The 25980-nt window shown below is 67.7% G+C and carries 24 protein-coding genes; 13 read left to right on the top strand and 11 right to left on the bottom strand.

The window, feature by feature from the left end:
- Positions 1–233 precede the first annotated feature (233 nt).
- Positions 234–2033, top strand: coding sequence for a cation:proton antiporter (locus MJ605_RS06205; RefSeq protein ID WP_243040297.1), 1800 nt, complete (start codon positions 234–236; stop codon positions 2031–2033).
- Positions 2034–2090: 57 nt separating this feature from the next.
- Here MJ605_RS06205 and aceA read toward each other — a convergent pair whose 3' ends face one another.
- Positions 2091–3395, bottom strand: coding sequence for an isocitrate lyase (gene aceA / locus MJ605_RS06200; RefSeq protein ID WP_243040291.1), 1305 nt, complete (start codon positions 3393–3395; stop codon positions 2091–2093).
- Between the two features lie 126 nt (positions 3396–3521).
- Complete coding sequence (gene aceB / locus MJ605_RS06195) at positions 3522–5120, bottom strand: malate synthase A (protein ID WP_243040290.1); 1599 nt, start codon at positions 5118–5120, stop codon at positions 3522–3524.
- Positions 5121–5244: 124 nt separating this feature from the next.
- Here aceB and MJ605_RS06190 point away from each other — a divergent pair, with 124 nt between their 5' ends.
- On the top strand, positions 5245–6285 hold the full coding sequence (locus MJ605_RS06190) for a LysR family transcriptional regulator (protein ID WP_243040289.1): 1041 nt from the start codon (positions 5245–5247) through the stop codon (positions 6283–6285).
- A 38-nt stretch (positions 6286–6323) separates the two neighbouring features.
- Here MJ605_RS06190 and MJ605_RS06185 read toward each other — a convergent pair whose 3' ends face one another.
- The 7 genes from MJ605_RS06185 to MJ605_RS06155 form a co-directional block, all read right to left on the bottom strand.
- The gene (locus MJ605_RS06185; RefSeq protein ID WP_243040287.1) at positions 6324–6920 is read right to left on the bottom strand and encodes a 1-acyl-sn-glycerol-3-phosphate acyltransferase; all 597 of its coding nucleotides are present in this window, start codon (positions 6918–6920) and stop codon (positions 6324–6326) included.
- On the bottom strand, positions 6917–7339 hold the full coding sequence (gene arfB / locus MJ605_RS06180) for an alternative ribosome rescue aminoacyl-tRNA hydrolase ArfB (RefSeq protein WP_243040285.1): 423 nt from the start codon (positions 7337–7339) through the stop codon (positions 6917–6919). Before arfB ends, MJ605_RS06185 begins: the two co-directional genes overlap by 4 nt.
- A gap of 49 nt (positions 7340–7388) precedes the next feature.
- Positions 7389–8090 (bottom strand): pseudouridine synthase, encoded by a 702-nt coding sequence (locus MJ605_RS06175; protein WP_243040283.1) that lies wholly within the window; start codon positions 8088–8090, stop codon positions 7389–7391.
- A 55-nt stretch (positions 8091–8145) separates the two neighbouring features.
- Positions 8146–9762, bottom strand: coding sequence for a ubiquinone biosynthesis regulatory protein kinase UbiB (ubiB, locus tag MJ605_RS06170; protein ID WP_425600988.1), 1617 nt, complete (start codon positions 9760–9762; stop codon positions 8146–8148).
- Positions 9763–9791: 29 nt separating this feature from the next.
- Positions 9792–10442 carry a ubiquinone biosynthesis accessory factor UbiJ gene (locus MJ605_RS06165; RefSeq protein WP_243040277.1) on the bottom strand — a complete coding sequence of 217 codons (651 nt, stop codon included), beginning with the start codon at positions 10440–10442 and terminating at the stop codon, positions 9792–9794.
- A 153-nt stretch (positions 10443–10595) separates the two neighbouring features.
- Positions 10596–11060 (bottom strand): tRNA (uridine(34)/cytosine(34)/5-carboxymethylaminomethyluridine(34)-2'-O)-methyltransferase TrmL, encoded by a 465-nt coding sequence (gene trmL / locus MJ605_RS06160; protein ID WP_243040275.1) that lies wholly within the window; start codon positions 11058–11060, stop codon positions 10596–10598.
- A gap of 51 nt (positions 11061–11111) precedes the next feature.
- Positions 11112–11312, bottom strand: coding sequence for a hypothetical protein (locus MJ605_RS06155; RefSeq protein ID WP_243040273.1), 201 nt, complete (start codon positions 11310–11312; stop codon positions 11112–11114).
- Between the two features lie 274 nt (positions 11313–11586).
- Here MJ605_RS06155 and MJ605_RS06150 point away from each other — a divergent pair, with 274 nt between their 5' ends.
- The 7 genes from MJ605_RS06150 to pssA all read left to right on the top strand — a co-directional run bounded on the left by MJ605_RS06150 (position 11587) and on the right by pssA (position 20709).
- A complete protein-coding gene (locus MJ605_RS06150; protein ID WP_243040271.1) occupies positions 11587–14454 on the top strand; it encodes a M16 family metallopeptidase in 2868 nt (955 codons plus the stop codon).
- Positions 14455–14547: 93 nt separating this feature from the next.
- The gene (locus MJ605_RS06145; RefSeq protein ID WP_243040269.1) at positions 14548–14976 is read left to right on the top strand and encodes a DUF4156 domain-containing protein; all 429 of its coding nucleotides are present in this window, start codon (positions 14548–14550) and stop codon (positions 14974–14976) included.
- A gap of 368 nt (positions 14977–15344) precedes the next feature.
- The gene (locus MJ605_RS06140) at positions 15345–15839 is read left to right on the top strand and encodes a MarR family transcriptional regulator (protein ID WP_243040267.1); all 495 of its coding nucleotides are present in this window, start codon (positions 15345–15347) and stop codon (positions 15837–15839) included.
- A gap of 3 nt (positions 15840–15842) precedes the next feature.
- On the top strand, positions 15843–17981 hold the full coding sequence (locus MJ605_RS06135; protein ID WP_243040265.1) for an FUSC family protein: 2139 nt from the start codon (positions 15843–15845) through the stop codon (positions 17979–17981).
- A complete protein-coding gene (locus tag MJ605_RS06130) occupies positions 17971–18171 on the top strand; it encodes a DUF1656 domain-containing protein (protein WP_243040264.1) in 201 nt (66 codons plus the stop codon). Before MJ605_RS06135 ends, MJ605_RS06130 begins: the two co-directional genes overlap by 11 nt.
- Positions 18172–18181: 10 nt before the next feature.
- The gene (locus MJ605_RS06125; RefSeq protein WP_243040263.1) at positions 18182–19207 is read left to right on the top strand and encodes an HlyD family secretion protein; all 1026 of its coding nucleotides are present in this window, start codon (positions 18182–18184) and stop codon (positions 19205–19207) included.
- A 107-nt stretch (positions 19208–19314) separates the two neighbouring features.
- Positions 19315–20709 (top strand): CDP-diacylglycerol--serine O-phosphatidyltransferase, encoded by a 1395-nt coding sequence (pssA, locus tag MJ605_RS06120; protein WP_243040261.1) that lies wholly within the window; start codon positions 19315–19317, stop codon positions 20707–20709.
- 111 nt (positions 20710–20820) lie between these two features.
- Here pssA and MJ605_RS06115 read toward each other — a convergent pair whose 3' ends face one another.
- Both MJ605_RS06115 and MJ605_RS06110 read right to left on the bottom strand, forming a co-directional pair.
- Positions 20821–21417 (bottom strand): GNAT family N-acetyltransferase, encoded by a 597-nt coding sequence (locus MJ605_RS06115; RefSeq protein ID WP_243040259.1) that lies wholly within the window; start codon positions 21415–21417, stop codon positions 20821–20823.
- A 125-nt stretch (positions 21418–21542) separates the two neighbouring features.
- The gene (locus MJ605_RS06110; RefSeq protein ID WP_243040257.1) at positions 21543–21749 is read right to left on the bottom strand and encodes a YdcH family protein; all 207 of its coding nucleotides are present in this window, start codon (positions 21747–21749) and stop codon (positions 21543–21545) included.
- Between the two features lie 110 nt (positions 21750–21859).
- Between MJ605_RS06110 and ttcA the strand changes: the two genes are divergently transcribed.
- The 4 genes from ttcA (at position 21860) to MJ605_RS06090 (ending at position 25869) form a co-directional block, all read left to right on the top strand.
- Positions 21860–22723: a tRNA 2-thiocytidine(32) synthetase TtcA gene (ttcA, locus tag MJ605_RS06105; RefSeq protein ID WP_243040255.1), complete on the top strand. Its 864-nt coding sequence runs from the start codon at positions 21860–21862 to the stop codon at positions 22721–22723.
- A 29-nt stretch (positions 22724–22752) separates the two neighbouring features.
- Positions 22753–23955, top strand: coding sequence for an amino acid aminotransferase (locus tag MJ605_RS06100; protein ID WP_345779521.1), 1203 nt, complete (start codon positions 22753–22755; stop codon positions 23953–23955).
- 284 nt (positions 23956–24239) lie between these two features.
- Positions 24240–24575: a helix-turn-helix transcriptional regulator gene (locus tag MJ605_RS06095; RefSeq protein WP_243040249.1), complete on the top strand. Its 336-nt coding sequence runs from the start codon at positions 24240–24242 to the stop codon at positions 24573–24575.
- Positions 24565–25869: a type II toxin-antitoxin system HipA family toxin gene (locus MJ605_RS06090; protein ID WP_243040248.1), complete on the top strand. Its 1305-nt coding sequence runs from the start codon at positions 24565–24567 to the stop codon at positions 25867–25869. The genes MJ605_RS06095 and MJ605_RS06090 overlap by 11 nt, the downstream gene beginning before the upstream one ends.
- Positions 25870–25980 lie beyond the last annotated feature (111 nt).

The following is a 25980-nucleotide window of genomic DNA, read 5'->3' as shown; positions in this document are numbered from 1 at the left end:
TGGCCCATAATTTTTGAACTGATGGGTATTGACTTGATTTGGTGCCGGCGTATTATCTGTACCCGCTAGTTCTTTATTGAACTCAGCCCGCCACCCCGGTATCGGTACTCCCTCCCCCTCCCCCCGTCCGATACCGGGGTCTGGCCTCTCCCCTTTTGTACCTCCCTTGAAACTGGACGGCATCGCGGGCGCATGGTCCGATAGGGCTGTCGTGGGCGCTCGAGGGATCGTGCATGTCGGCGGATATCGGATTGCTGCTGGTCTGCATGCTGGGCACCGGCTTCTTGGCCCAGTGGCTGGCCTGGCGGGTGCGGTTGCCGGCCATCCTGTTCCTGTTGCTGGCTGGCCTGTTGCTGGGGCCGGTGGCGGGCGTGCTGCATCCGGACAGGCTGCTGGGGCCGCTGCTGTTTCCGGTGGTGTCGCTGGCGGTGGCGCTGATCCTGTTCGAGGGCAGCCTGACCCTGCGCTTCGGCGAGTTGCCGGGCATCGGTCGCGCCGTGCGCGGGCTGGTGAGCTATGGCGCGGTGATGGCGGTGTTCCTGCTGGGCGCGGCGGCGCACTACCTGGCGGGACTGAGCTGGGAGGTCGCCCTGCTGTTCGGCGCGCTGACCTGCGTGACTGGGCCGACCGTGATCGCGCCGATGCTGCGCACAGTGCGTCCGAACGCGCGCATCGCCAACACGCTGCGCTGGGAAGGCATCGTGATCGACCCGCTCGGCGCCCTGTTCGCCGTGCTGGTGTTCGAGGCCATCGTCTCTCATCGGGAAGGCCACACCATCGGCGTATTCCTGGCGGTGATCGCCTGCGGCATGCTGACCGGCCTGTGCCTGGCCTGGCTGCTGGCCTTCCTGCTGCGCCGGCAGATGATTCCCGAATACCTGCACAACTACGGCACGCTGGTGACGGTGCTGCTGGCGTTCTCGCTGTCCAATGCGCTGAGTTCGGAATCGGGTCTGCTGGCGGTGACGGTGATGGGCATCGCGCTGGGCAACATGCGCGGCGTGCACATCGACGACATCCTGGATTTCAAGGAGAACCTCACCACCCTGCTGGTCTCGGGCCTGTTCATTCTGCTGGCGGCGCGGCTGTCGTGGCCGCCGCCGGATGGGGTGCTGTGGTCGGGCCTGGCCATCTTTCTCGTCGCGCAGCTGGTGGTGCGGCCGTTGACGGCGACGGTGGCCACGATGGGCAGCGCGCTGGGCTGGCGCGAGCGCGCGCTGATCGCCTGGATCGCGCCGCGCGGCATCGTCGCCGCGGCGGTTTCCGCGCTGTTCGCCTTGAAGCTGGATGCGCTGGGCATGCCGGGCGCCCGGGAGCTGGTGCCGCTGGTGTTCATCCTGATCATTGGCACGGTGGTGCTGCAGAGCGCGACGGCGCGTCCGCTGGCGCGCTGGCTGAAGGTGGCCGAGCCCGATCCGACTGGCGTGCTGGTCTACGGCGCGGACCAGGTGGCGCGCGCGGTGGCGCACGCATTGGCCGATGCGGGGTTCCGGGTGATCGTGGCGGACGAGCAATGGGCGGATATCCGCGACGCGCGCATGGAGGGACTCGCCACGTTCTACGGCCATCCCGCCACGGCCTATGCCGAGCGCCACCTCGACCTGACCGGCATTGGCCGGCTGCTGGCGATGTCCGTCCATCGCGAACGCAACGCGCTGGCCTGCGTGTATTACCGGCAGGAATTCGGGCGCGGGCGGATCTATCGCCTGCAGGGCGAGCCGCCGCAGGAAACCCACGACCGCGTGCAATGGGGCGGCTATCTGCAGGCGCCACCGCTGTTCGATGCGCGGATGACGCACGAGCGCTTCGCTGAATGCCTGGCCGCGGGCTGGAGCATCAAGACGACCCGGCTCACCGCCACCTTCGACTGGCCGCACTTCATCGAGCAGTACGGCTCCGATACGGTGCTGCTGTTCGGCGTGGAGGAGAAGGGGGCGCTGCGCGTGGCGTCGGTCAAGCGGGAACTGGAGCCGCGCCCGGGCTGGCTGGTGATGGCGCTGGTGCCACCGGAGCACCTGCGGCCAGCCGTGTGAGGCACGTGCCCCGCGCATGCCGGCTTCCCTGCCGGCATGCGCGAACGGTCTATCGCATCAGGCTGCGCTGGCATGGCGCGAGGCGTGGAATTGCGCCTCCTCGGTGGAACCCTTGAGCGCGGTGGTGGACGACTGGCCTTGCTGGATGGCCTGGGTCACGGCATCGAAGTAGCCGGTGCCCACCTCGCGCTGGTGCTTCACCGCGGTGAAGCCGCGCTCGGCGGCGGCGAACTCCCGCTCCTGCAGCTCCACGAAGGCGCTCATCTGGCGGCGGGCGTAGCCGTGGGCGAGGTCGAACATGCCGTAGTTCAGGCTGTGGAAGCCGGCCAGCGTGATGAACTGGAACTTGTAGCCCATCGCGCCCAGTTCCTTCTGGAATCTGGCGATGGTGGCGTCGTCGAGGTTCTTCTTCCAGTTGAAGCTGGGCGAGCAGTTGTAGGCCAGCAGCTTGCCCGGATACTTCGCATGGATCGCCTCGGCGAAGCGGCGCGCGTCGTCCAGGTTGGGCTTGCTGGTCTCGCACCACACCAGGTCGGCGTATGGCGCGTAGGCAAGGCCGCGGCTGATCGCCTGGTCCAGCCCGGCGCGCACGCGGAAGAAGCCTTCCACGGTGCGTTCGCCGGTGACGAACGGCCGGTCGTTGTCGTCGATGTCGGAGGTGAGCAGGTCGGCGGCGTCGGCGTCGGTGCGCGCCACGATCAGGGTCGGCACGTCGAGCACGTCGGCGGCCAGGCGCGCGGCGGTGAGCTTGTCGACCGCCTCGCGGGTGGGTACCAGTACCTTGCCGCCCATGTGGCCGCACTTCTTCACCGAGGCGAGCTGGTCCTCGAAGTGCACGGCGGCGGCGCCCGCCTCGATCATCGCCTTCATCAGCTCGAACGCGTTGAGCACGCCGCCGAAGCCGGCCTCGGCATCGGCCACGATGGGCACCATCCAGTCGATTTCGTCCAGGCCCTCGGCGTGGTGCAGCTGGTCGGCGCGCAGCAGCGTGTTGTTGATGCGCTTGACCACCGCCGGCACCGAATTGGCCGGATATAACGACTGGTCGGGGTACATCTCGCCCGCGAGGTTGGCATCGGCGGCCACCTGCCAGCCGCTGAGGTAGATCGCCTTCAGGCCGGCCTTCACCTGCTGCATGGCCTGGTTGCCGGTAAGCGCGCCGAGGGCATTGACGAAGTCTTCCTGGTGCAGCGACTTCCACAGGCGTTCGGCGCCGTGGCGGGCGAGCGAGTATTCCACCGGCACGGTGCCGCGCAGGCGTACCACATGCTCCGCGCCATAGTTGCGCTGGATGCCGGCCCAGCGGGGATTGTTCTTCCAGTCGAGCGCGATCTGGTCGGCGGTGGGCAGCGTGTTCTTCATGATGGATGACTCCGTGGGATTCATGTTTTCTGTAGGAGCGCACCTTGTGCGCGACCGTAGCGTTGATGTTCACCGTGCGGTCGGCTGTCGCGCACAGGGTGCGTTCCTACAGCGAAAGGCGGTGCGTTAGTCGATCTGCCCGTAGGCGGCCAGGGTGAGGAAGTCGCCGAGTTCGTCGGCGTGCGTCAGTTGCTTCAGCAGCGCGGCGGCCTGCTCGGCGCGGTGCGCGATGGAGCTGCCGCTTTCGATCAGGCGATGCGTGTACTTGGCCAGCGCGTGGTCGAACAGGGCAAGGTCGATCGGTGCGTGGTCGGTGAATTCCAGCGGCCCCAGGTGCAGCCATTGCCATAGCTGGGCGCGGGCGATCTCGGCGGTGGCGGCGTCCTCCATCAGGTGATGGATGGGCACGCAGCCCTGGCCGTCCAGCCACGAGGCGGTGTAGCGCAGCGCCACCTCCACGTTGTTGTCGAAGCCGGCGCGGGTGATGGTGCCGCTGCAGGGCGCGATCAGCTGGTCGCGGGTGGCGTGGACGTCCTCGCGCAGCACGCCGAGCTGGTTGGGCGAAGGCATGTATTGGTCGAACACCGCCTGCGCCACCGGCACCAGCGCCGGATGCGCCACCCAGGTGCCGTCGTGGCCGGCCTGCACCTCGCGCAGCTTGTCGGCGCGTACCTTGGCCAGCGCGGCCTCGTTGGCGGCCTCGTCGCCCTTGATCGGGATCTGCGCGGCCATGCCGCCCATGGCGAAGGCGCCACGGCGATGGCAGGTCTGGATCAGCAGCTCCGAATACGTCTTCAGGAACGGCACCGTCATCTGCACCTGACTGCGGTCGGGCAGCAGGCGGTCGCGGTGCGCACGGAAGGTTTTCAGGTAGGAAAAGATGTAGTCCCAGCGGCCGCAGTTGAGGCCGACCGCGCGGCCGCGCAGCGCGTGCAGGATCTCGTGCATCTGGAACACCGCGGGCAGCGTCTCGATCAGCACGGTGGCCTTCATGCAGTCGGGTGGCAAGTCCAGTGTTTCCTCGGCGGCAGCCATCACCTCGTTCCACAGCGCGGCCTCTTCCATCGCCTGCAGCTTGGGCAGGTAGAAGTACGGACCGCGGTCGCGCGCCTGCAGCTTGCGGGCGTTGTGGAAGGCGAACAGGCCGAAGTCCACCAGCGCGCCGGACATGGGCGCGCCATCCACCGTGATGTGGCGCTCCGGCAGGTGCCAGCCGCGCGGACGCACGACCAGCACGGCTGGGTTGTCGTTGACGCGGTAGTGCCTGCCTTCGGGCGAGGTGTATGCGATCGAGCCGTTCACCGCGTCGCGCAAGTTGACCTGGCCATCGAGCTGGTTGGCGAAGGTGGGCGCGGAGGAATCCTCGAAGTCGGCCATGAACACCTTCGCGCCGGAATTGAGCGCGTTGATGATCATCTTGCGCTCGACCGGTCCGGTGATCTCCACGCGCCGGTCGCGCAGCGCGGCCGGGATCGGGGCGACGGTCCAGCGGCCCTCGCGGATGGCGGCGGTATCGGCGCGGAAGTCGGGCAGCTGGCCGGCGTCGTAGCCGGCCTGGCGGGCCTCGCGCTCGGCCAGCAGGGCAAGGCGGCGCGCCTCGAAGCGCTGGTGCAGCTCGGCCAGGAAGGCCAGCGCCTCCGGCGTGAGGATGGCGTGGTGCTCCGGGCGGATGGCGCCGGACACCTGGGCCTGGAGCGGGGCGATGCGTTCCCTGGGGACGGCCATTGGCGAATCTCCGTGATGACGATGGGATGACACTAGGTCACGGCAAATCGCTTTGACAAAGCAAATGTTTCAATTTTTGATATTGTATTTCTTAATGATTTTTGTAAATCACTGAATCAACGAGATGAAAACCATCGGCAAGCGGCTGAACAAGCCGAAAAAAACGCGCGTCATCGCCTCGAAGCGCCGAAAAGGCGGCGAGGCCGAGGCGGGCGATGCCGGCCGCTTCTACTACAAGGGCAACCGGCAGAAGCAGATGCGGGCCTTCGTCTATACGGTGAAGCTGGGCACCCTGACCCGCGCCGCCGAGGCGCTGTTCCTGTCCCAGCCCACCGTGAGCCTGCAGCTGCAGGCGCTGGAACGGGAGCTGGGGACGAGCCTGCTGGAGCGTCGGCGCCGCCGCATCAACCTCACCGACGCGGGCGAGGCGCTGTACGAGCTGGCTCGTCCGCTGGTGGAGGGCTGGGAGAACCTCGACCGCGATTTCCAGGCCAAGGTGAAGGGCCTGCAGGGCGGCCGCCTGACCATCGCGGCGGGCAGCTCCACCATCCAATACCTGCTGCCGGAACTGGTGCGCCGCTACCGCGAGCGCTTTCCCGAGGTGCAGCTGCAACTGGCCAACGTCACCGGCAAGGACGGCCTGGCCCTGCTGCGCGCCGACGAGGCGGACTTCGCGGTGGGCTCGATGCTGGACGTGCCCAACGACATCGCCTGGGCGCCGGTCTACCACTACGACCCGATGCTGATCACGCCGCGGGATCATCCACTCGCTTCCCAGCCCTCGGTGACCCTGCAGGATCTCTCGCCCTACGGCCTGATCCTGCCGCCGCAGCGGCTGTCGACCTATCGCCTGGTGGACCTGGTGTTCCAGCAGCGGCAGGTGCCCTACCGCGTGGCCATCGAGGTGGGCGGCTGGGAAGTCATCAAGGAATACGTGGCGATGGGCCTGGGCATCTCCATCGTCACCGGCATCTGCACCACCGAGGCGGACCGCTCGCGTTTGGCCGTCCGGAACATGAAGCAGTATTTCCCGCAGCGCAGCTACGGCGTGGTGATGCGCAAGGGCAAGTTCCTCAGCGCCGAGGCGCGCGCCTTCGTGGACCTGGTGCGGCCGGGCCTGCTGACCCATCGCGACTACGATGAATCGGGGCACTCGGAGCGTTGATGGTCGGTACCTGGCTTGGATGTATGTGGGAGCGGCCGTCAGTCGTTGGCGTTGCGGTGCTTGCCGCGGTAGGGCGTGAACAGGGCGCGGATCTTCGCCATGTCGGCGTCGTGGTCGCCGCTGGCCTGCACCAGCGGGCCCAGCGTGAAGGTCTTGCTGGGGTAGTCGATGAACACGGTCTGGATCGGCACGCCGGCGTCGTGCGCGATGCGCAGGAAACCGGACTTCCAGTGGGTGACCTTCTTGCGCGTGCCCTCGGGCGTGATGCCCAGCCACATGCGCTCGCGTTCGCCGAAGCGCTGCACCATCTGGCCGACCACGTTGAGTGCCGCGCTGCGGTTGATCGGGATCATGCCGATCGGGCGCAGGATGATGCCCAGCGGACCATCGAGCACCTCGCGCTTGATCATGATGTTGACGTCGATGCCCAGGCCGATCTTCATCAGCAGGCCCCACACGCCATCCCAATAGGAGGAATGCGGCGCGCCGATGATGATCAGCCGGGGCACGTCGGGCAGCTGGCCGAGCAGCTTCCAGCCGGACAGCCGCAGCACACTGCGCGCGAGCCAGGGCCAGAAGCGGCTGTTGAGCCTGGGCGCCTCGGGCGGGGCGGGGGGAAGCATCGGCGTGCTCATTCACGACTCCAGTCGCGCGAACGCGTCTGCTTGAGCTTGCCCCGCTGCTGCTTGCCGGTGAGGCGGCGTTCCTGCGAGCCGCGGGTGGGCTTGGTGGCGATGCGCGCCTTGGGTACGACCAGGGCGCCGCGGATGATCTCGACCAGGCGTTCCCGTGCATCCTCGCGGTTGCGCGCCTGGTCGCGGAAGCGGCGCGCCTGGATCACCAGCACGCCCTCGTCGGTGAGCCGGCGGTCGCGCCGCGCCAGCAATCGCGCACGCAGCGGCTCGGGCAGCGAAGGCGAGTGCGCCACGTCGAAGCGCAGCTCGACGGCGCTTTCCGTGCGGTTGACGTGTTGGCCGCCGGGACCGTCCGCGCGCAGGAAACGCTCGGTCAGCTCGGTCTCGGGCAGGACGATGGATCGGCTGACAGTGAGCATGCGGCAAAGTTTAGCGGGGCCGCATGACACGCCGCCATGCGGCGGTGCATCAGTCTTCCGGCAGCGACCAGCCGAAGCGTGTGAGCAGCATGCGATAGGCCTCGTCCAGCGGCGCTTCGATGCGCATGGCCTGGCCGGTGACCGGATGGGCGAAGCCGAGCCGCCAGGCATGCAGCAGCATGCGGTGGCAGGAGAAATACTGCTTGTAGAGGCGGTTGTGGTCGCCGCGTCCATGCTGGCTGTCGCCGATGATCGGGTGGTGGATGTGCGCCATGTGCTTGCGGATCTGGCGGAAGCGGCCGGTGTGCGGTTCGGCCAGCACCAGCGCATAGCGCTGCCGCGGATAGCGGCCCAGCGCGATGGACACCTCCACCGTGGCCAGCCGCCGATAGCTGGTGCTGGCCTCGCGGCGCGGGCCGGTCTCGCGCGAGCCGGGCAGGGGATAGTCGACCAGGGCCTCCGCGGGTTCCGGCCAGCCGCGCACCACGGCCAGGTAGTGCTTGCGCACGCCACGTCCCATGAACTGCTCGCCCAGGGCGGCGGCGATCTCCGTGGAGCGCGCGACCAGCAGCACGCCACTGGTTGCGCGGTCGAGCCGGTGCGCCAGGCAGGTGGTGCCGCCGACCTGCTCGCGTAGCGCATCGACCAGGAAATCCTCGGTGTTGCCCACCATCTTCGAACGATGCACGGCAAGGCCTGCGGGCTTGTTGACCGCGATGAGGGCGTCGTCCTGGTAGAGGATGTCGAGCATGGAGAGCCTTTCGTCGCCGTCCTGGCCGGCGTGCGGTGGTATCGGCGCCGGGTCGTCAGGCGCGGCGGGGCCAGCCGGCCGCGAAGGCCAACAGGCCCGCTGCAGCGGTGACCGTCGGCGGCCACGTCCCCAGCATGCCCTGCGTCCACAACACCGCGCTGCCGACCAGCAAGCTGCCACCCAGCAGTCCGAAGGCGAGCGAGCGGCGGGAGCGATACGCCTCCTCGCGGCGCTGCGCGAGTTCGCGCGGATCGGCCACGGCGAGGCGTTCGCCCTTGGCGGCCTGGCGCAGCGCGTCGCGCACCAGTTCGGGAAACTGCGGCGCCGCGTGGAACCACTCCGGCAGCCGCCTGCGCACTTCGCGCAGGGTCCGGCGGGGGCTGTAGCGCTCGCGCAGGATGCGCTTGAGCACCGGGTGCGCCACCGCCCAGATGTCGATCTCCGGATCGAGCATGCGGCCCACGCCCTCGATGTTGAGCAGGGTCTTCTGCAGCAGGATCAGCTGCGGCTGCAGGGTCAGTTCGTAGCGACGCGCGGTCTGGAACAGCTTCACCACCAGCTCGGCCAGCGAGATCTGCGACAGCGGGCGGGTGAAGTAGGGTTCGCACACCGTGCGCACGGCGGCGGTGAGTTCGTCCAGGCGCACGGTGGCGGGCATCCAGCCCGCGTCCACGTGCAGCTGCGCGATGCGCGCATAGTCGCGCTCGAACAGCGCGATGAAGTTCTGCGCCAGCCAGTACTGGTCCTGCTCCGGCAGCGAACCCATGATGCCGAAGTCCAGCGCGATGAAGCGCGATTCGCCCGGGCGCGCGGTATCCACCCAGATATTGCCGGGGTGGGCGTCGGCGTGGAAGAAGTTGTCGCGGAACACCTGCTCGTAGAACAGCCGCACGCCCTTCACGGCGAGCGCCTTGCGGTCGATGCCGGCGGCGTCGAGCGCGGCGATGTCGTCGCAGCTCACGCCGTGCACGCGCTCCAGCGTGAGCACGCGTTCGGCGGTGTGGTCCCAGAACACCGCCGGCACGTACATATCCACGCCGCTCTCGAAATTGCGGCGCAGCAGGCTGGCGCTGGCGCCCTCGCGCTGCAGGTCCAGTTCGTTCTCCAGCATCTTCTCGACTTCGGCCACCACGTCGAGCGGGCGGATCTTGTCGGCGTTGGGATGCCAGCGCTGGGCCAGTTCGCCCAGCGAGCGCAGCAGGCCGACGTCCTGCTGGATGCGCCGTTCGATGCCGGGCCGCAGCACCTTCACCACCACCGCGCTGCCGTCGTACAGGGTGGCGGCATGCACCTGGGCGATCGAGGCGGAAGCCAGCGGCGTCTCGTCGAAGCTGGCGTAGAGCGTGCCGATTGGCGCCTTCAGTTGCTGCTCCACGATGGCGCGCGCCTCGGCGCCGGGGAACGGCGGCACCTGATCCTGCAACTGGGCCAGTTCGTCGGCGATGTCGGCCGGCACGAGGTCGCGGCGGGTGGAAAGCACCTGGCCGGCCTTGACGAAGATCGGACCCAGTTCGGTCAGTGCCAGGCGCAGGCGCGCGCCGCGCGACAGCTGCCCGACATCCACGCGCGGCTTGGCCACGAACGGACGCACCAGCTTGAGCGGGCGGAACAGGTGGGCGGCATCGACCAGCTCATCGAGCCGGTAGGCCAGCAGCACGGCGGCGACGCGCATCACGCGAGGCACGACCTTCAAGGGCGTCGTCACGCGGCGGAGCCCTTCTTCAGGCGTGCTTCCAGGCGGGCCACGCGTGCCTCCAGGCGCTCTGCGCGCTCGCGCAGGACATCGACGCCGTCAAGAAATCCTTCCACTTCACCCGGCGCCGCGGCCACGCGCGCTTCGTCGCGCAGCCAGTCGGCGGTGTCGGTGGCGAGATGGCCGGCGGTTTCCTTCGCATGGGCGAGCCCCTTGAGCACCGCCCTGGCCAGCGGCACCCCGAGCACGTCGCCGAAGGTGCGCGCGAAGGCTTCCTCGACATCGGGCGCGAACTTGCCGGCGAGTTTTTCCAGGCGTCGCGCCAGGTCGGCGTCGCCGGCGATCTCCACCTTGCCGGGCGCCACGCCCTCGTCGTCGCGCCGGGCCAGCATGGCCAGCAGGCTGCCGGGCGTGGCGGCCACGCGCAGGTGATCGTCCGCCTGCGCCGGGCCGACCTTCAGGCGTCCGCCCTCCACCGTCACCGCCAGGGCCAGCTCGGGACCACGCAGATGCAACTGCACGCTGCGGCCATCGAGCGCGGCGAGGCGCTCGACGGTGTCATGATCCAGCGACAGCGCATGGTTGAGCGCGGTTTCCAGCGCGCGGCCAGCGAGGGTGCGCAGCGGGCGGGGCAGCAGGGAGCGGGGAGAGGCGGTCATGCGGCGATTGTAGCGGGTGAGGGCCGGTTACCTCGCAGCATGCGCCTGCCCTCTGTGAGAGCGCACCCTGTGCGTGACTCAAGATTCCCGCGACCATACCTTTCGGCAGTCGCGCACAGGGTGCGCTCCCACAGCGATTACGGCGTACGAGGGCTACGCCGCGCCGGTGAAGCCCAGCTGCCGCCAGGCCTCGTACACCGCCACGGCCACGGTGTTGGACAGGTTGAGGCTGCGGCTATGCGGCCGCATCGGCAGGCGCAGGCGTTGCGCCTCGGGAATCGTGTCGAGCACCTCGCCGGGCAGGCCGGCGGTCTCGCAGCCGAACAGCAGGGCGTCGCCTTCGCCAAAGCGCGCATCGACGTGGGCCACGCGCCCTCGGGTGGAGAACGCGAACACGCGCGGGTGGCCGATGGCTTCCAGGCAGCTGGCGAAATCGTCGTGCACCGCCAGCTGCGCGTATTCGTGATAGTCCAGGCCCGCGCGGCGCAGGCGGGCATCGTCCAGCGCGAATCCCAGGGGACGAACCAGGTGCAAGGTGGCGCCGGTGTTGGCGCACAGCCTGATTACGTTGCCGGTGTTGGGCGGTATTTCCGGTCGGTAAAGGATGACATGCAGCATCCAGCCATTATCGGGTTTCTCTGTGGCCCGCGAAACGGCGAGCGTCCTTGCTCAACCGTTGGTGCGCGGGCACACCACGCCGTCGGGCGGCAGCGCGCAGGCGACCGGAGTGGCTATCAGCTGGCCGGCGCTGCCCGCGGCGGCAAGGCGCACGGCTTCCGGCGAGGCATTCACCATGGCGCCCAGCACCAATCCACAGACCAGCAGACAGGCGACGAACAGGCTGCGCAGCATCAAGGCTTCGAATTTCATGATCATGTCTCCGATGAAAGTGGGTGAGGGTCCTGCGATGTAGATATGGCAAGCCTCGTGCCAAGCCCGTATTCATATCCAATTGATTGTTTTTGTTTGATATTTGTTGGAATCCCGGTGCTGGGGTGATTGTCCGCGGACAACGCCCGGCCGCGGACGGACAGCGATCCGGACAGTCCGCCGGGTACCGGACGCTGTGCCATTGGTCATTTGCCAAGGTTCGGGGGCGTGGCTAGCCTCCGGTGATCGATCCGCAAACAACAGGAGTGTCGTGATGGCAAGAAAGCCCCTCGCCCTGCTCGTGGCAGGCCTGCTCAGCATGTCGGCGGGCCTGCCCGCCGTAGCAGCTCCCGGCGCCGCCGTCGAAGTGGCCGCCGCGGCCGTGCCGGACATCGCCTATACGCGCTTCACCCTGCCCAACGGCCTGACCGTGGTGGTGCATGAGGACCACAAGGCGCCGGTGGTGGCGGTGAGCATCTGGTACCACGTGGGCTCGGCCGACGAACCCAAGGGCAAGACCGGCTTCGCGCACCTGTTCGAGCACCTGATGTTCTCCGGCTCGGAAAACCACAAGGGCACCTACTTCCAGCCGTTCGAGCTGGCGGGCGCCACCGACATGAACGGCACCACCTGGTTCGACCGCACCAACTACTTCGAGACGGTGCCCACCACCGCGCTGGACATGGCGCTGTGGATGGAGTCCGATCGCATGGGCCACCTGCTGGGCGCCATCGGCCAGAAGGAACTCGATACCCAGCGCGGCGTGGTTCAGAACGAGAAGCGCCAGGGCGAGAACCGCCCGTACGGCCGCGTGGACCAGAACATCCTGTCCAACACCTACCCGGGCAACCATCCGTACCAGCACGACACCATCGGCTCGATGGCCGACCTCAACGCGGCCTCGCTGGCCGACGTGAAGCAGTGGTTCCACGACTACTACGGCGCCGCCAACACCACCCTGGTGCTGGCCGGCGACATCACCGTCGCCGAGGCCAGGGCCAAGGCGGAGAAATACTTCGGCGACATCCCGGCCGGCCCGCCGGTGCCGCGCCAGCAGCCGTGGATCACGCCGCTGGCCCAGTCCACCCGCGGCGTGCAGCACGACCACGTGGCGCAGCCGCGCATCTACCGCACCTGGGTGGTGCCGCAGCTGGGCACGGACGACGCGATCCAGCTCGACCTCGCCTCCACCGTGCTCGGCGGCGGCAAGACCTCGCGCCTGTACCAGCGCCTGGTCTACCAGGACAAGCTGGTGGACGACGTCTCGGCCAGCATCGCGCCGTTCGCGCTGGCCAGCCAGTTCCAGGTCCAGGCCGACGTGAAGGCGGGCGTGGACCCGGCCAAGGTCGAGGCGGTGATCCAGGAGGAGCTGAAGAAATTCCTCGCCGAGGGTCCCACCGCCGACGAACTCGACCGCGCCAAGATCGGCAACCGCGCCAGCTTCGTGCGCGGCCTGGAGAAGGTGGGCGGCTTTGGCGGCAAGGCGGTGATCCTGGCCGAGGGACAGGTCTATCGCGGCGATCCGGGCGCCTACAAGAAGGACCTGCAGCGTGCCGACGCCGCCACCCAGGCCAGCGTCAAGGCCGCCGCCGGCAAGTGGCTCAGCAAGGGCGACTACCTTCTGACCGTGCTGCCCGCCGGCAACGACTTCAATCCGGACGCGGAGGACGCCAAGGTGGCGGCGCTCGGCCCCGCCGAGGGCCGGCCGGCGCCGAAACTGCCACCCAGGCACGACTACGCGGTGGCCAAGAGCCAGGTGGACCGCGCCCAGGGCGTGCCCAAGGTCGAGGCGTTCCCGGACCTGAGCTTCCCCGCGCTCGAACGCGGCAAGCTCAAGAACGGCATCGAGGTGGTCCTGGCCCAGCGCCACACCATCCCGGTGACCCAGGTGCAGCTGATGTTCGACGCCGGCTATGCCGCCGACCAGGGCCGCAAGCTCGGCACCGCCAGCTTCACCACCACGCTGATGAACGAGAGCACCAAGGCGCTCGATTCGGTGGAAGTGGCCAAGCGCAAGCAGCGCCTGGGCGCGATCACCCGCGTCGGTTGCGGGCTGGACTCGTGCTCGGCCTCGCTCAACGCGCTCAACGACCAGCTGCAGCCGTCGCTGGCCCTGTTCGCCGACATCGTGCGCAATCCGGCCTTCAAGCCGGACGACATCGAGCGCATCCGCGGCCAGTGGCTGGCCGGCATCGCCCAGGAAAAGACCCAGCCCACCGCGCTGGCCCTGCGCACGCTGCCGCCGCTGCTGTACGGCGCGAACCACGCCTACGGCATCCCATTCACCGGCTCGGGCACGGAAGAGGCGGTCAAGTCCATGCAGGCGACGGACCTTAGCGCCTTCCAGCGCGACTGGCTGCGGCCGGACAACGTGAGGATCCTGGTGGCCGGCGACACCACGCTGCAGCAGATCATCCCGCAGCTCGATGCCGCCTTCGGCGACTGGACGGCGCCTTCCAGCGCGCTGCCGAAGAAGAACATCGCCACCGTGGCCGCGCAGTCCAAGCCCCGCGTGTTCCTGATCGACAAGCCCGATGCGCCGCAGTCGCTGATCCTCGCCGGCCTGCTGGCCCCGTCGAGCAAGGCGCCCAACGAACTGGCCATCGACGTGGCCAACGGTGCCTTCGGCGGCAGCTTCACCTCGCGCCTGAACATGAACCTGCGCGAGGACAAGCGCTGGGCCTATGGCGCCTTCAGCTTCATGCGCGATGCGGTCGGCCAGCGCCCGTTCCTGATGTATGCGCCAGTGCAGACCGACAAGACCGCCGAGTCCGCGCACGAGGTGTTCAAGGAGGCCACCGAGGTGGTGGGGGCCCGCCCGCTCACCGAGCAGGAAGTGAACAAGATCAAGGACTCCAACGTGCGCGGCCTGCCGGGCAGCTTCGAGACCACCTCGCAGGTGCTGGGCGCGATGGACGAGATCGTGCAGTACGCCCGCCCCGACGACTACGTGCAGACCCTCAAGGCCCGCACCGAGGCGGTCACCCAGCCGGATGCGCAGGCGGCGATCAAGGAGATCGTCCAGCCCGGCGCGCTGACCTGGGTCATCGTGGGCGACCTGAAGAAGATCGAGCAGCCGGTGCGCGCGCTCAAGCTGGGCGAGGTCCAGGTGATCGATGGCGACGGCAAGCCGGTGAAGTAAGTTTCTGTGGGGACCGTTCACGTCCCCGGGTTAGGATGGAGGCCGGGCGGGCGACCGCCCGGCCTCTTCATGTCCACGTCGCGGAGTTCCGTCATGCGCAAGACCCTGCTGTTGCTCGTTCCCCTGGCGCTGCTCGGCGCCTGTACCTACGGCATCACGCTGGACGAGGGTGGCAAGCACGTCCGCACGGCCTGGGGCGGGGACCTGGCCGCGACCTGCCGCGACCTGGGCAAAGTCACCGTCTCGGTGATGGACCACGTCGGCCCGGTCAACCGCAACGACATCAAGGTGCGCGACGAGCTGGAAGTGATGGCGCGCAACGAGGCCGCCAAGATGCACGCCGACACCATCAAGCCGCTGGCCGATCCCACCGACGGCTCGCAGCCCTGGGGCGCCTACCAGTGCGGCGACGCCCCGCTGGCGCCGGCCAACCGCCCGGGCAACCCCGCCAGCCCGTCCATCGCGCCCAACCCGCAGACCACCCCGGGCGCGTTCGAGACCTATCCGGTCAAGGATCACTGACGGCGTTGTCCCCACTACCACCCTGTGGGAGCGCACCCTGTGCGCGATGGGTGAGAGCCTGTTCACGATCTCCCCGCGGGCTACGGGGAGATCGTGAACAGGCTCCAAGAAGCGGGGGCGGATCGTGGGGGAGCAAGCCCGCATCTTTGTCGTGACATGCAAGCTGGCCCCGGTGGACTTGGCGCCCCCGCTACCCATCCTCCATTCCCACGCCATGTCGGCGCACAGGGGGCGCTCCCGCAGCGGATCGGCAGGCGCCTCGTGGCGCCTTTTTCACGTCCGCGGGTCGACGCTCTTGCGGGTCTCGCCGGGCCGGTCTAAAATTCAGATGTATATATTACATATATGTACTATATGGATCGCGCGCCGTGAGCAGCTTCCTACCCACCGAACAGCGGCTGGCGATCACCTGCCAGCGGCATCCCGCGTTTCCGCGGGAGCCGGCCGTGCTGGTGCGGCTGATCAAGCACATCTACAAGCGCGTGCATGACGATGCCAACGCCGTGCTGCGGCCCTACGGCATCAATCATCCCGAATACAACCTGCTGATGATGCTGTACGGCACCGAGGGCCAGGCGCTGCATCCGACCGAGCTGGCCGACGCCGCCGGGGAGAAGTCGGCCAACATCACCCGGCTCACCAACGAGCTGTGCGAGAAGGGCCTGATCGCACGCAACGCCAGCGACGAGGACCGCCGCAAGGTGACGCTCACGCTGACCCCGCAGGGCATCGCCACGGTCGAGAGCTTCCTGCCGGACATCTGCGGCCTGCTGGAGCGGCAGGCGAACGGCCTGTCGCCGCGCGAGATGGCGCAGCTGGAGCGGCTGCTGAAAAAATTCCTGGTCCAGCTGGAGCAGGCCTAGGCCATGTCCGCCGTGCCCTCCCGCCTGTTCGCCCGCCGCCCGTCCTGGCTGGGCGAGTTCCTGGTCACGGAGCGCCAGGCGTGGATCTTCGTGCTCAAGTGCATGCTGGCGTTCTACATCGCCGCGTGGCTGTCGATGCTGTTCCAGCTCGAACAGCCCTCCACCACCATGATTACGGTTTCCATCGTGATGCATCCGCACAGCGGCATGGTGCTGGCCAAGAGCTTCTATCGCGCCATCGGCACCTGTGCGGGCAGCCTGTGCGGCGTGCTGCTGATGGCCGCCTTCCCGCAGCAGCGCGAGCTGTTCCTGCTCAGCCTGTCGCTGTGGGTGGGCCTGTGCGCGGGCGGCGCCGTGCTGTACCGCAACTTCATGTCCTACGGCTTCGTGCTGGCCGGCTACACCGCGGCGATCGTGGCGCTGCCGGCCATCAACGATCCCTATACCGTGTTCGATTCGGCCATGATGCGCGTGAGCGAGGTGCTGCTGGGCATCGTGGTGGCCGGCCTGGTCAGCGACGTGGTGCTGCCCGAGCGCCTGCGCCAGGTCCTGCGCCGCAGCGCGCGCGAGCACTATGCGCATTTCATCGACTTCGCGCGCAGCAGCCTGGGCGGCGTGATCCCGCGCGCGCAGATGGAGCAGGCGCACCTGCATTTCGTGCGCGCGGCGGTGCAGATCGAGGACCTGCGTTCCTCGGTGATCTTCGAGGATCCGGAGGCGCGCGCGCGCAGCAGCCGCATGCAGCTGCTCAACGTGCGCTACATGGCCGCGGCCACCAGCTTCCAGTCGCTGCACCACCTGATAAACCGGCTGCAGCGCGGCAACCATCCGCGCACGGCGGGCGCGCTGATCAAGCTGTACGCGCCGGTCGGCCGCGCGCTGGCGCCTTCGCCCGCGGACCAGTCCAAGCCGCGCCTGCTGGCCGAGCGGCTGGCGGCGTGCGAGCCCACGCTACCGTCGCTGGCGGCCGAGCTGCGCGAGGAACTGCGGCAGGACCCGGAGCTGCTGCTGGAATTCGACAGTGGTGCCGCGCTGCTGTACCGCTTCGTGAGCGAGCTGCGCGACTTCACCGCGCTGGAGGCGACGCTGCGCGAGACGCAGGGCGGCTTCGCCGGCAGCGTCGAGCGGGTGAGCTTCAAGCGCGCCAACGACTATGCCGCGCCGCTGGTGTCGGTGCTGCGCACCTTCCTGACCATGGTCACGTTGAGCGTGTTCTGGATCAAGACGGGCTGGCCGTTCGGCCCCAACGCGATGCTGCTGGCCACCATCTTCAGCGGCCTGCTGGCCACCTCGCCCTCGCCGCTGGCGGCGACCGCCAACACCTGGATCGGCTATGCGGTGGGCATGCTCGCCTGCTATGCCGTGGTGTTCTGGCTGATGCCGGGCAGCGACGGTTTCCTGATGCTGATCCTGGTCACCGCGCCGCTGCTGGCGCTCGGGCCGTACCTGACCACCCGCAACGCCACCCTGCCGGGCATCGGCGCGGGCTACACGCTGGGCTTCGTGTACATCCTGGCACTGAAGAACCCGATGGTGTACAGCCCCGAGCACTTCTTCAACGACGCGATCGCCTCGCTGTTCGGCTTGATGATGAGCGGGGCGGCCTTCATGGTCATTCCCACCGTGATCGGCACCGCCTGGCTGCGCCGGCGCCAGCTGGTGCAGCTGCGCCGCCAGGTGACGATGGCGGCCACCGCGCCGCTGCAGGGGCTGGTGTACAGCTTCGAGAGCGTCAACCGCGATCTGTTCCACCAGATCGTGCAGTTCACCCCGCCCGACAGCCAGGAACAGCGCAGCCTGCTGGCCTGGGCGCTGGCCGTGCACGACAGCGGTCGCGCGGTGATCGAGCTGCGCCACGACATGCAGCATGCCGAGCTGCCGCCGCCGGTGCGCGAGGCCATGCAACTGGCGGTGGAAACGCTGGGGTACCTGTACGATTCGCCGGACCGGGACCGCTGGCAGGTGGCCGACCATGCGGTCGACCAGGCCATCACGCTCACCACCCAGACCATGCCCCAGGCCCGCGCCAGCTGCCGGCCGGCGCTGGCCCACTTGTTGCAGCTGCGTACCGCGCTGCGCGACGACGAGTCCGCGCTCGCTCCCTATATCGCCAAGGTCCCGGAGTCCGCCCATGCCCCGTGAAATTGCCCTTGCCGACGCGCTGGTGCCCGGCATCCTGCTGGTCTACCTCGGCTGCCTGGTGGTGCTGCTGCTGATCGACACCATCGTCGGCCGCTACGGGCTGTACCGCTACGTCTGGCATCCGTCCCTGTTCCGCGTCGCCGTGTTCTTCGTGCTGTTCGGCGCGGCCGGCCTCCTGCTGTACCCGTGAGCCCTTGCCCATGAAGATCCAACCCCAAGCCCTGCTCCGTTTCGGCATCACCGCCGTCGTCGTCATCGTGGCGCTCCTGCTGTGCCGGGCGCTGTGGGACCACTACATGTACTCGCCATGGACCCGCGACGGCCGCGTGCGCGCCGAGGTGGTGCGCATCGCGCCCGACGTGTCGGGCCTGGTGACGCGCGTGGCAGTGCTGGACAACCAGGAAGTGAAGAAGGGCGACGTGCTGTTCGAGATCGACCCGGAGCGCTACCGCATCGCCCTGGCGCAGGCCGAGGCCAACCTCAATGCCGCCAAGGCCAGCGCCAGGGCCGCCGGCGCCAACATCGACGCCGTGCTGGCCAGCGCCGCCGCGCGCAAGGCCGAGTACGACATGCGCCAGGAGCAGGCCAAGCGCCGCCAGGCGCTGGCCGACGTGGTGCCGAAGGAGGAGCGCACCGACGCCAGGTCCGCCGCCGAGACCGCGCGGGCAATCTGGGAGCAGGCCCAGGCCAGCGGCCACCAGGCCAACGCCGCGCGCGAGCAGGCCGAGGCCGCGGTGGTGCAGGCGCAGGTGGCGGTCGATCGCGCCAGGCTCGACCTGCAGCGCACCGAAGTGCGCGCGCCGGTGGATGGCTATGTGACCAACCTCGACGTGCGCGTGGGCGACTACGCCGCCACCGGCAGCCCGCGGCTGGCCCTGATCGACCGCCACAGCTACTACATCTACGGCTACTTCGAGGAAACCAAGCTGCCGCACGTGCGCGTGGGCGATCCGGTGGACATCCGCCTGATGAGCGGCGGCGTGCACCTCAAGGGACGCATCATCGGCTTGGCGCGCGGCATCACCGATCGCGACAACCCTACCGGGCGCGACCTGTTGGCCGACGTCAATCCCACCTTCAACTGGGTGCGCCTGGCCCAGCGTGTGCCGGTGCGCATCGCCATCGACGAGGCCAGCGTGCCCAAGGACGTGGTGCTGGCCGCGGGCATGACCGCGAGCATCGACGTGCAGCCGCGCCGCGTGCTCGACAGCGCCCCGCCCAGGTGACCTGTGTAGGAGCGCACCCAGTGCGCGACCGGCACCCGATGCCATCGGTCGCGCACCGGGCGCGCTCGTGCAACAAAGCGCGGCGCGCTTGATTACCATGGACGCCCATGAATCGACCCTTGCCCTCGCCGCGCGCCCTGGCCAGCCGATGGCTGCCGTTGCGCCGCCGCCGGGAACCGGACCTGACCGGCCATCCAGGTTTCGCCGTGCCCGCCGCGGCCATCGCCACGCTCGACGGTCCGCAGGCTTTCCGTGAAACGCTGTTCTCGCTGATTGCGGGCGCGCGCCGTCGCATCGTGCTGGTGGCGCTGTACCTGCAGGACGACGATGCCGGCCGCGAGGTGATGGATGCGCTGTATGCGGCCCATGCCGCGCATCCCGGGTTGCGCGTGGAGGTCTACGTGGACTGGCACCGCGCGCGGCGCGGCCTGATCGGCAAGGGCGCCAGCGAAGGCAATGCGGCGATGTACCGCGACTATGCCCGACGCATGGGCGAGGGCGTGGTGGTGCGCGGCGTGCCGGTGCAGACGCGCGAGCTGTTCGGCGTGCTGCATGTGAAGGGCTTCGTCATCGACGATGCCGTGCTGTACAGCGGCGCCAGCCTCAACGACGTCTACCTTGCCAGGCATGGCCGCTATCGCCTGGACCGCTATCATCTGGTCCGGCATGCCGCCCTGGCCGACAGCATGGCCGGTTTCGTGGAACGGTATTTTCGCGACAGCGACGCGGTGCCGCGCTTCGACCGCTGGCCGCTGCCCCGGCCGCGCGAACTGCAGGAACCGATCCGCCGGTTGCGCCAGTCGTTGCAGCAGGCCCGCTACGGGGGCGCCAGCGAAACGCCCGGCGAGGGCGAGGTGGCGGTGATCCCGCTGCTGGGCTTCGGCCGCGGCGACAACGCGCTCAACGATGCCTTGCTGGCCCTGCTGCGCGGCGCGCGGCGGCGGGTGGTCCTGCTGACGCCGTACTTCAACCTGCCCCGGCCGGTGCGTGGCGTCATCGGCCAGTTGCTGCGACGTGGCTGCCAGCTGGAGATCATGGTCGGCGACAAGGTGGCCAACGACTTCTATATTCCGCCGGACCAGCCGTTCAACCGCATCGGCCTGCTGCCCTACCTGTACGAGGCCAACCTGCGCCGCTTCGCGCGCCTGCACCAGGGCGCCATCGACCGCGGACAGCTGAACCTGTGGCTGTGGCGCGACGGCGACAACAGCTATCACCTCAAGGGATTGTTCGTGGATGAGGACATCGCCGTGCTCACCGGCAACAACCTCAATCCGCGTGCCTGGGCGCTGGACCTGGAGAACGGGTTGCTATTGCGCGGCCCTTCGCGCCGGCTCGCCGCGCAGCATGAGGCGGAGTGGCAATCGCTGCGCCGCCACGCCACACGGCTGGACCACTATCGGCAGCTGCCCGGCACGCGCAGCTATCCGCCCGAAGTGCGCCGACTATTGCATCGCCTGCGCCGCGTGCGGCTCGACCGCCTGATCGGGCGATTGCTCTGAGCACGGGCCGTCCTCCCTGTAGGAGCGCACCCAGTGCGCGATTTTCGGCGATGAGGTGAGTCCGAAGCACATGATCGCGCACTGGGTGCGCTCCTACAGAGAGGGATACGGTTAACCCGCCAGCCGATCCAGTCGCATCGCCAGCCAGCGCGACACGTCCGGCCATTCGCTGGCGATCACGCTGTAGCACACCGTATCGCGCAGCGTGCCGTCAGGGCGGCGCTTGTGGGCGCGCAGCACGCCGTCGCGGTGCGCGCCCAGGCGTTCGATCGCGCGCTGCGAATCGAGGTTGCGGCGATCGGTATGGAACTCCACCGCCACGCAGCCCAGCGCCTCGAACGCGTGCCGGAACAGCAGGCGCTTGCAGGCGGTGTTGAGATGACTCTTCTGCCAGCGCCTGGCATACCAGGTGTAGCCGATCGCGATGCGCGGCAGCTCTGGTACGAAGTCATAGAAGCGGGTGGTGCCGACGATGTCGCCGCTGCCCTTCTCCCGCACCGCGAACGGCAGCATGGTGCCGGCCGCCTGGCCGGCCAGCGCCTTGGCGACATAGTCCGCCGCCTCGCCGGGCGCCGGGGCGCTGGTGAACCACAGCTTCCACAGTTCGCCGTCGGCCGCGGCCGCTTCCAGTGCCGGCGCGTGGTCCGGGGCCAGGGGTTCCAGGGCGACGTGGCCGTCTTCCAGGCGGATCGGGGAAAGCGAGGGCATGGCGACTCCGGTGGTGATCGTTGGCATGGCGTGGGAGGGGCGACAAACGACGGGACTCGTCATGCCAACGGCGAGGCGGCATCGTGGTCTCCCGGCGCGGGGCGATGTCGCGCACACTTGGACGTTCAGGCATCCAGATCGGGAATCAGCTTGCTTTCCAGCCGCGCGATATGGTCCTTCAGCTGCAGCTTGCGCTTCTTCAGCCGGGTGAGCTGCAGCTCGTCGCGGCTGAACGAGGAGGCCAGGTGCTCGATGGCCACGTCGAGGTCGCGGTGCTCGACGCGCAGTTCGGCCAGCATATGGGCGATCGCGGCTTGGTCCTGGACCTGCATGGCGGCGTGCGGTGGGGAAACAGGCCTGCAAGTGTAACGCCGACGGCCATGGGGCGTACCCCTGGCGGCCAGATCGCTACAATGGGGGGCCGTCCCGCCCGATCCCCGTCATGTCCGCCCAGCCCGAGACCACCCGCAAGCACCAGTACGAGGCCGCCAAGCTGGCCAAGCGCCTGCGTCACCAGGTGGGCCAGGCCATCGCCGACTTCAACATGATCGAGGATGGCGACACCGTGATGGTGTGCCTGTCGGGCGGCAAGGACTCGTACACCCTGCTGGACGTGCTGCTCTCGCTCCAGGCCAAGGCGCCGGTGCGCTTCGAGCTGGTCGCGGTGAACCTGGACCAGAAGCAGCCGGGTTTCCCCGCGCACGTGCTGCCGGAGTACCTCGCTGCGCGCGGCGTGCCCTTCCACATCATCGAGCAGGACACCTACAGCACGGTGACGCGGGTGATCCCCCAGGGCAAGACCATGTGCAGCCTGTGCTCGCGCCTGCGGCGCGGCGCGCTGTACCAGTGGGCGGCGGCCAATGGCGTCAGCAAGATCGCGCTTGGGCACCATCGCGACGATATCCTGGGCACCTTCTTCCTCAACCTGTTCTACCAGGCGCAGCTGAAGGCGATGCCGCCCAAGCTGCGTTCGGACGACGGTCGCCACGTGGTGATCCGCCCGCTGGCCTACTGCAGGGAAAGCGACATCGCCGAGTACGCCGAGGCGCGCCGGTTCCCGATCATCCCGTGCAACCTGTGCGGCTCGCAGGAAAACCTGCAGCGCCAGGCGGTCAAGCGCATGCTGGAGGACTGGGAGAAGACCCAGCCCGGCCGTGCCGAGAACATCTTCCGCGCGCTGGGCAGCGTATCGCCGTCCCAACTCGCGGACCGCAACCTGTTCGACTTCGCCGCGCTGGGCGCGCGCGAGGATGCTCCACGCGCCGACGCGCACCAGTGGCTCGCCGGTTCGCCGGATGCGCCGTGATTCCAACCATCTACCAGTCGAGTAACGCCGTGTCGCACTTTGCATCCGTTGAAATGACCCCGGGCGATCCGATCCTTGGACTTACCGAGGCCTACCTGGCCGATGCCCGCCCGGGCAAGGTCAACCTGGGCGTGGGCATCTACTACGATGAGCAGGGCCGCATCCCGCTGCTGCGCGCGGTGCGCGAGGTGGAGCAGGCCCTGGCCGCCGAGGCCAAGCCGCGTGGCTACCTGCCGATCGATGGCCTGCCGACCTACAACGTCGCCACCCAGAAGCTGGTGTTCGGCGAGGATTCGCCGCTGCTGGCCGCCGGCCGCGTGGCCACCTCGCAGACCATCGGCGGCAGCGGCGCGCTGCGCATCGGCGCGGACCTGCTGAAGAAGGTGCTGCCCAACGCCAAGGTCGCCATCAGCAACCCGAGCTGGGAAAACCATCGCGTGGTGTTTACCGCCGCCGGCTTCGAGGTGGTGGACTACGCCTACTACGACGCCGCCACCCACGGGCTGGACTTCGCCGGCATGCTGGCGGACCTGGGCAAGCTGGAACCGGGCACCGTGGTGCTGCTGCACGCGTGCTGCCACAACCCCACCGGCGTGGACCTTGACGCTGGCCAGTGGCAGCAGGTGGTGGACCTGGTGAAGGAGCGCAAGCTGATGCCCTTCATCGACATGGCCTACCAGGGCTTCGATGAAGGCATCGACGCCGATGCCACCGCCGTGCGCCTGTTCGCCGCCTCTGGCCTCGAATCGTTCGTGGTGGCCAACTCGTACTCCAAGTCGTTCTCGCTGTATGGCGAGCGCGTGGGCGCGTTGTCCATCGTGGGCAAGGATCGTGACGAGGCGCTGCGCGTGCAGTCGCTGGTCAAGCGCACCATCCGTTCCAACTACTCCAGCCCCGCCACCCATGGCGGCGCGCTGGTGTCGGGCGTGCTCAACAGCGTCGAGCTGAAGGCGATGTGGGAGCAGGAACTGGCCGAGATGCGCGAGCGCATCCACGCCATGCGCGCCGGCATGGTGGAGAAGCTGGCCGCGGCGGGTGCGCCGCAGTACGCCTTCATCCAGCAGCAGGCCGGTATGTTCTCCTACTCGGGCCTGAGCAAGGCCCAGGTCGACCGCCTGCGCGAGGAGTACGCCATCTATGCGATCGGCACCGGCCGCATCTGCGTGGCGGCGCTGAACCGCGCCAATCTCGATACCGTGGTGAACGCGGTCGCGGCGGTCAGCAAGCACTGACTTGCGCGAGGATGCGCGGCGGCAAAAAAAGGCGGCCAACTGGCCGCCTCTTTTTATCGTACCGTCCCTCTCTACAGGCTTAGAAGTCATGTCGCGCGGTAAACGGATACCTAAAGCAGGCCGGGAGTAGCGGGACTCCACCCGAAGGGGCGCGGATACTGGGCCAGTTATGGTTCCCAAGATCGCCAGGGCAGTCATTCTTGTGGTTGCGTGCCTGGATGAAATGGCTAATATAACGGGCATAAAGGCCATTTATGGTCGCTATATTAGCCATTGAGACGGTCATGCCTGCCATTCCACGTACTTATTCCCGCGCCACCATGGACGCCCTCAAGCTGCTGGGGGCGCAGATTCGCTTGGCCCGCAAACAGCGGCTGATGTCGGAGGCCGATCTGGCGGCCAGGATTGGCATTTCCCGGGGCACGATGCAATCCATTGAAAAGGGGAGCGCGAAAGTCGAGATCGGCCTGGCATTCGAGGCTGCCGTTCTGGTGGGCGTTCCGCTGTTCCTACAGGATTCGGCTGGCGTCACTGCGGCAATCGAGAGGGTGGAAGACAAGTTGGCGCTGCTGCCTCAATCAGTTCGGCGCCCACTCTCAGGGGTAAAGGATGACTTCTGATCAAAAGGCGATCTTCGGCCAACCGGCCGCCGCTACCGAAGCGTTTGTCTGGATATGGCTCCCCGGTGCGCTGGAGCCGGTGGTGGCTGGCCGAATCGCGAGTCAAGGCCGGATTTATGTCTTCAACTACGGCCGCTCTTACCTCGAGCGCGACGCCGCTATCCCCATTTACTCCCCGGAATTGCCTTTGCAACGTGGCGCGTTCACGCCCAAAGCTCCGCTCGATATGGCGAGCTGTCTGCGTGATGGTTCACCCGACGCCTGGGGACGCAGAGTCATCATCAATCGACTTACCGGCCTCGGAGGCGACGCGGCCCGCGATGTCGAGTTCGACGAACTGACCTTCATGCTCTACTCCGGCTCTGACCGAATCGGCGCACTGGATTTTCAGCAGTCCCCGGAACGGTACGAGCCTCGTGAGCTGGAAAATGCGACGTTGGAAGACCTGTTGGAAGCCGCCGAGCGCGTTGACAGGGGGGAGCCCATTCCCCCGGCGCTCGAGAAAGCCCTCTACCATGGCAGTTCCATTGGCGGGGCACGTCCAAAAGCGCTGATCCAGCAGGGAAGCGACAAGTACATTGCCAAGTTTTCCGCGTCGAACGATACCTACGCGGTCGTGAAAGCCGAATTCATCGCTATGCGGCTCGCCAAAGAAGCCGCCAATCTGGATGTGGCTCCGGTACATCTGAAAAAGGCGAGCGGCAAGGATGTTCTGCTCGTGCGCCGATTCGATCGCGAACATACGGACAAGGGATGGACGCGTCGCTCCATGGTATCGGCACTCACCATCCTTGGTCTTAGCGAGATGGAGGCACGCTATGCCAGTTACAGCGAACTTGCCGACATCATTCGGGCACGGTTTACAGACCCCCAGACCACGCTTCGCGAACTGTTCGGTCGCATGGTGTTCAACATACTGACGGGAAACACCGATGATCATGCCCGGAACCATGCCGCGTTCTGGGATGGGGCCTATCTGACGCTAACACCGGCGTACGACATCTGCCCTCAGTCTCGCATGGGGCGTGAAGCCAACCAGGCTATGTTTATTAGCGGTGATGATAAACGCAGCCAATTAGAGATCTGCCGGCTCTCAGCACGTCACTTCTTGCTCACCGATCAAGAGGCTCGCGAACTTATCGCGGCGCAGATTTCCGGCATTCGTCACCAATGGAACCTCGTCTGCGATGAGGCCGAATTGAGCAAGGTGGATCGGGCATTGCTCTGGCGGCGCCAGTTTCTCAACGACTATATCTTCGAGGGCTATGTCGACGGCACCCCGATGGGTCTTTGAGTCACGCCAGGACGTTTGTGGCGAGCTTTTGTAGGAGCGCACCTGGTGCGCGACCCACATTGCGGCAGGATGGATCGCGCACTAGGTGCGCTCCTACAACGAACAACACAA

Source organism: Dyella sedimenti, assembly GCF_022760995.1.
GTDB lineage: Bacteria > Pseudomonadota > Gammaproteobacteria > Xanthomonadales > Rhodanobacteraceae > Dyella > Dyella sedimenti.
Note: the sequence above shows the minus strand (reverse complement) of the source record. Positions and strands in the feature narration are given on the sequence as shown.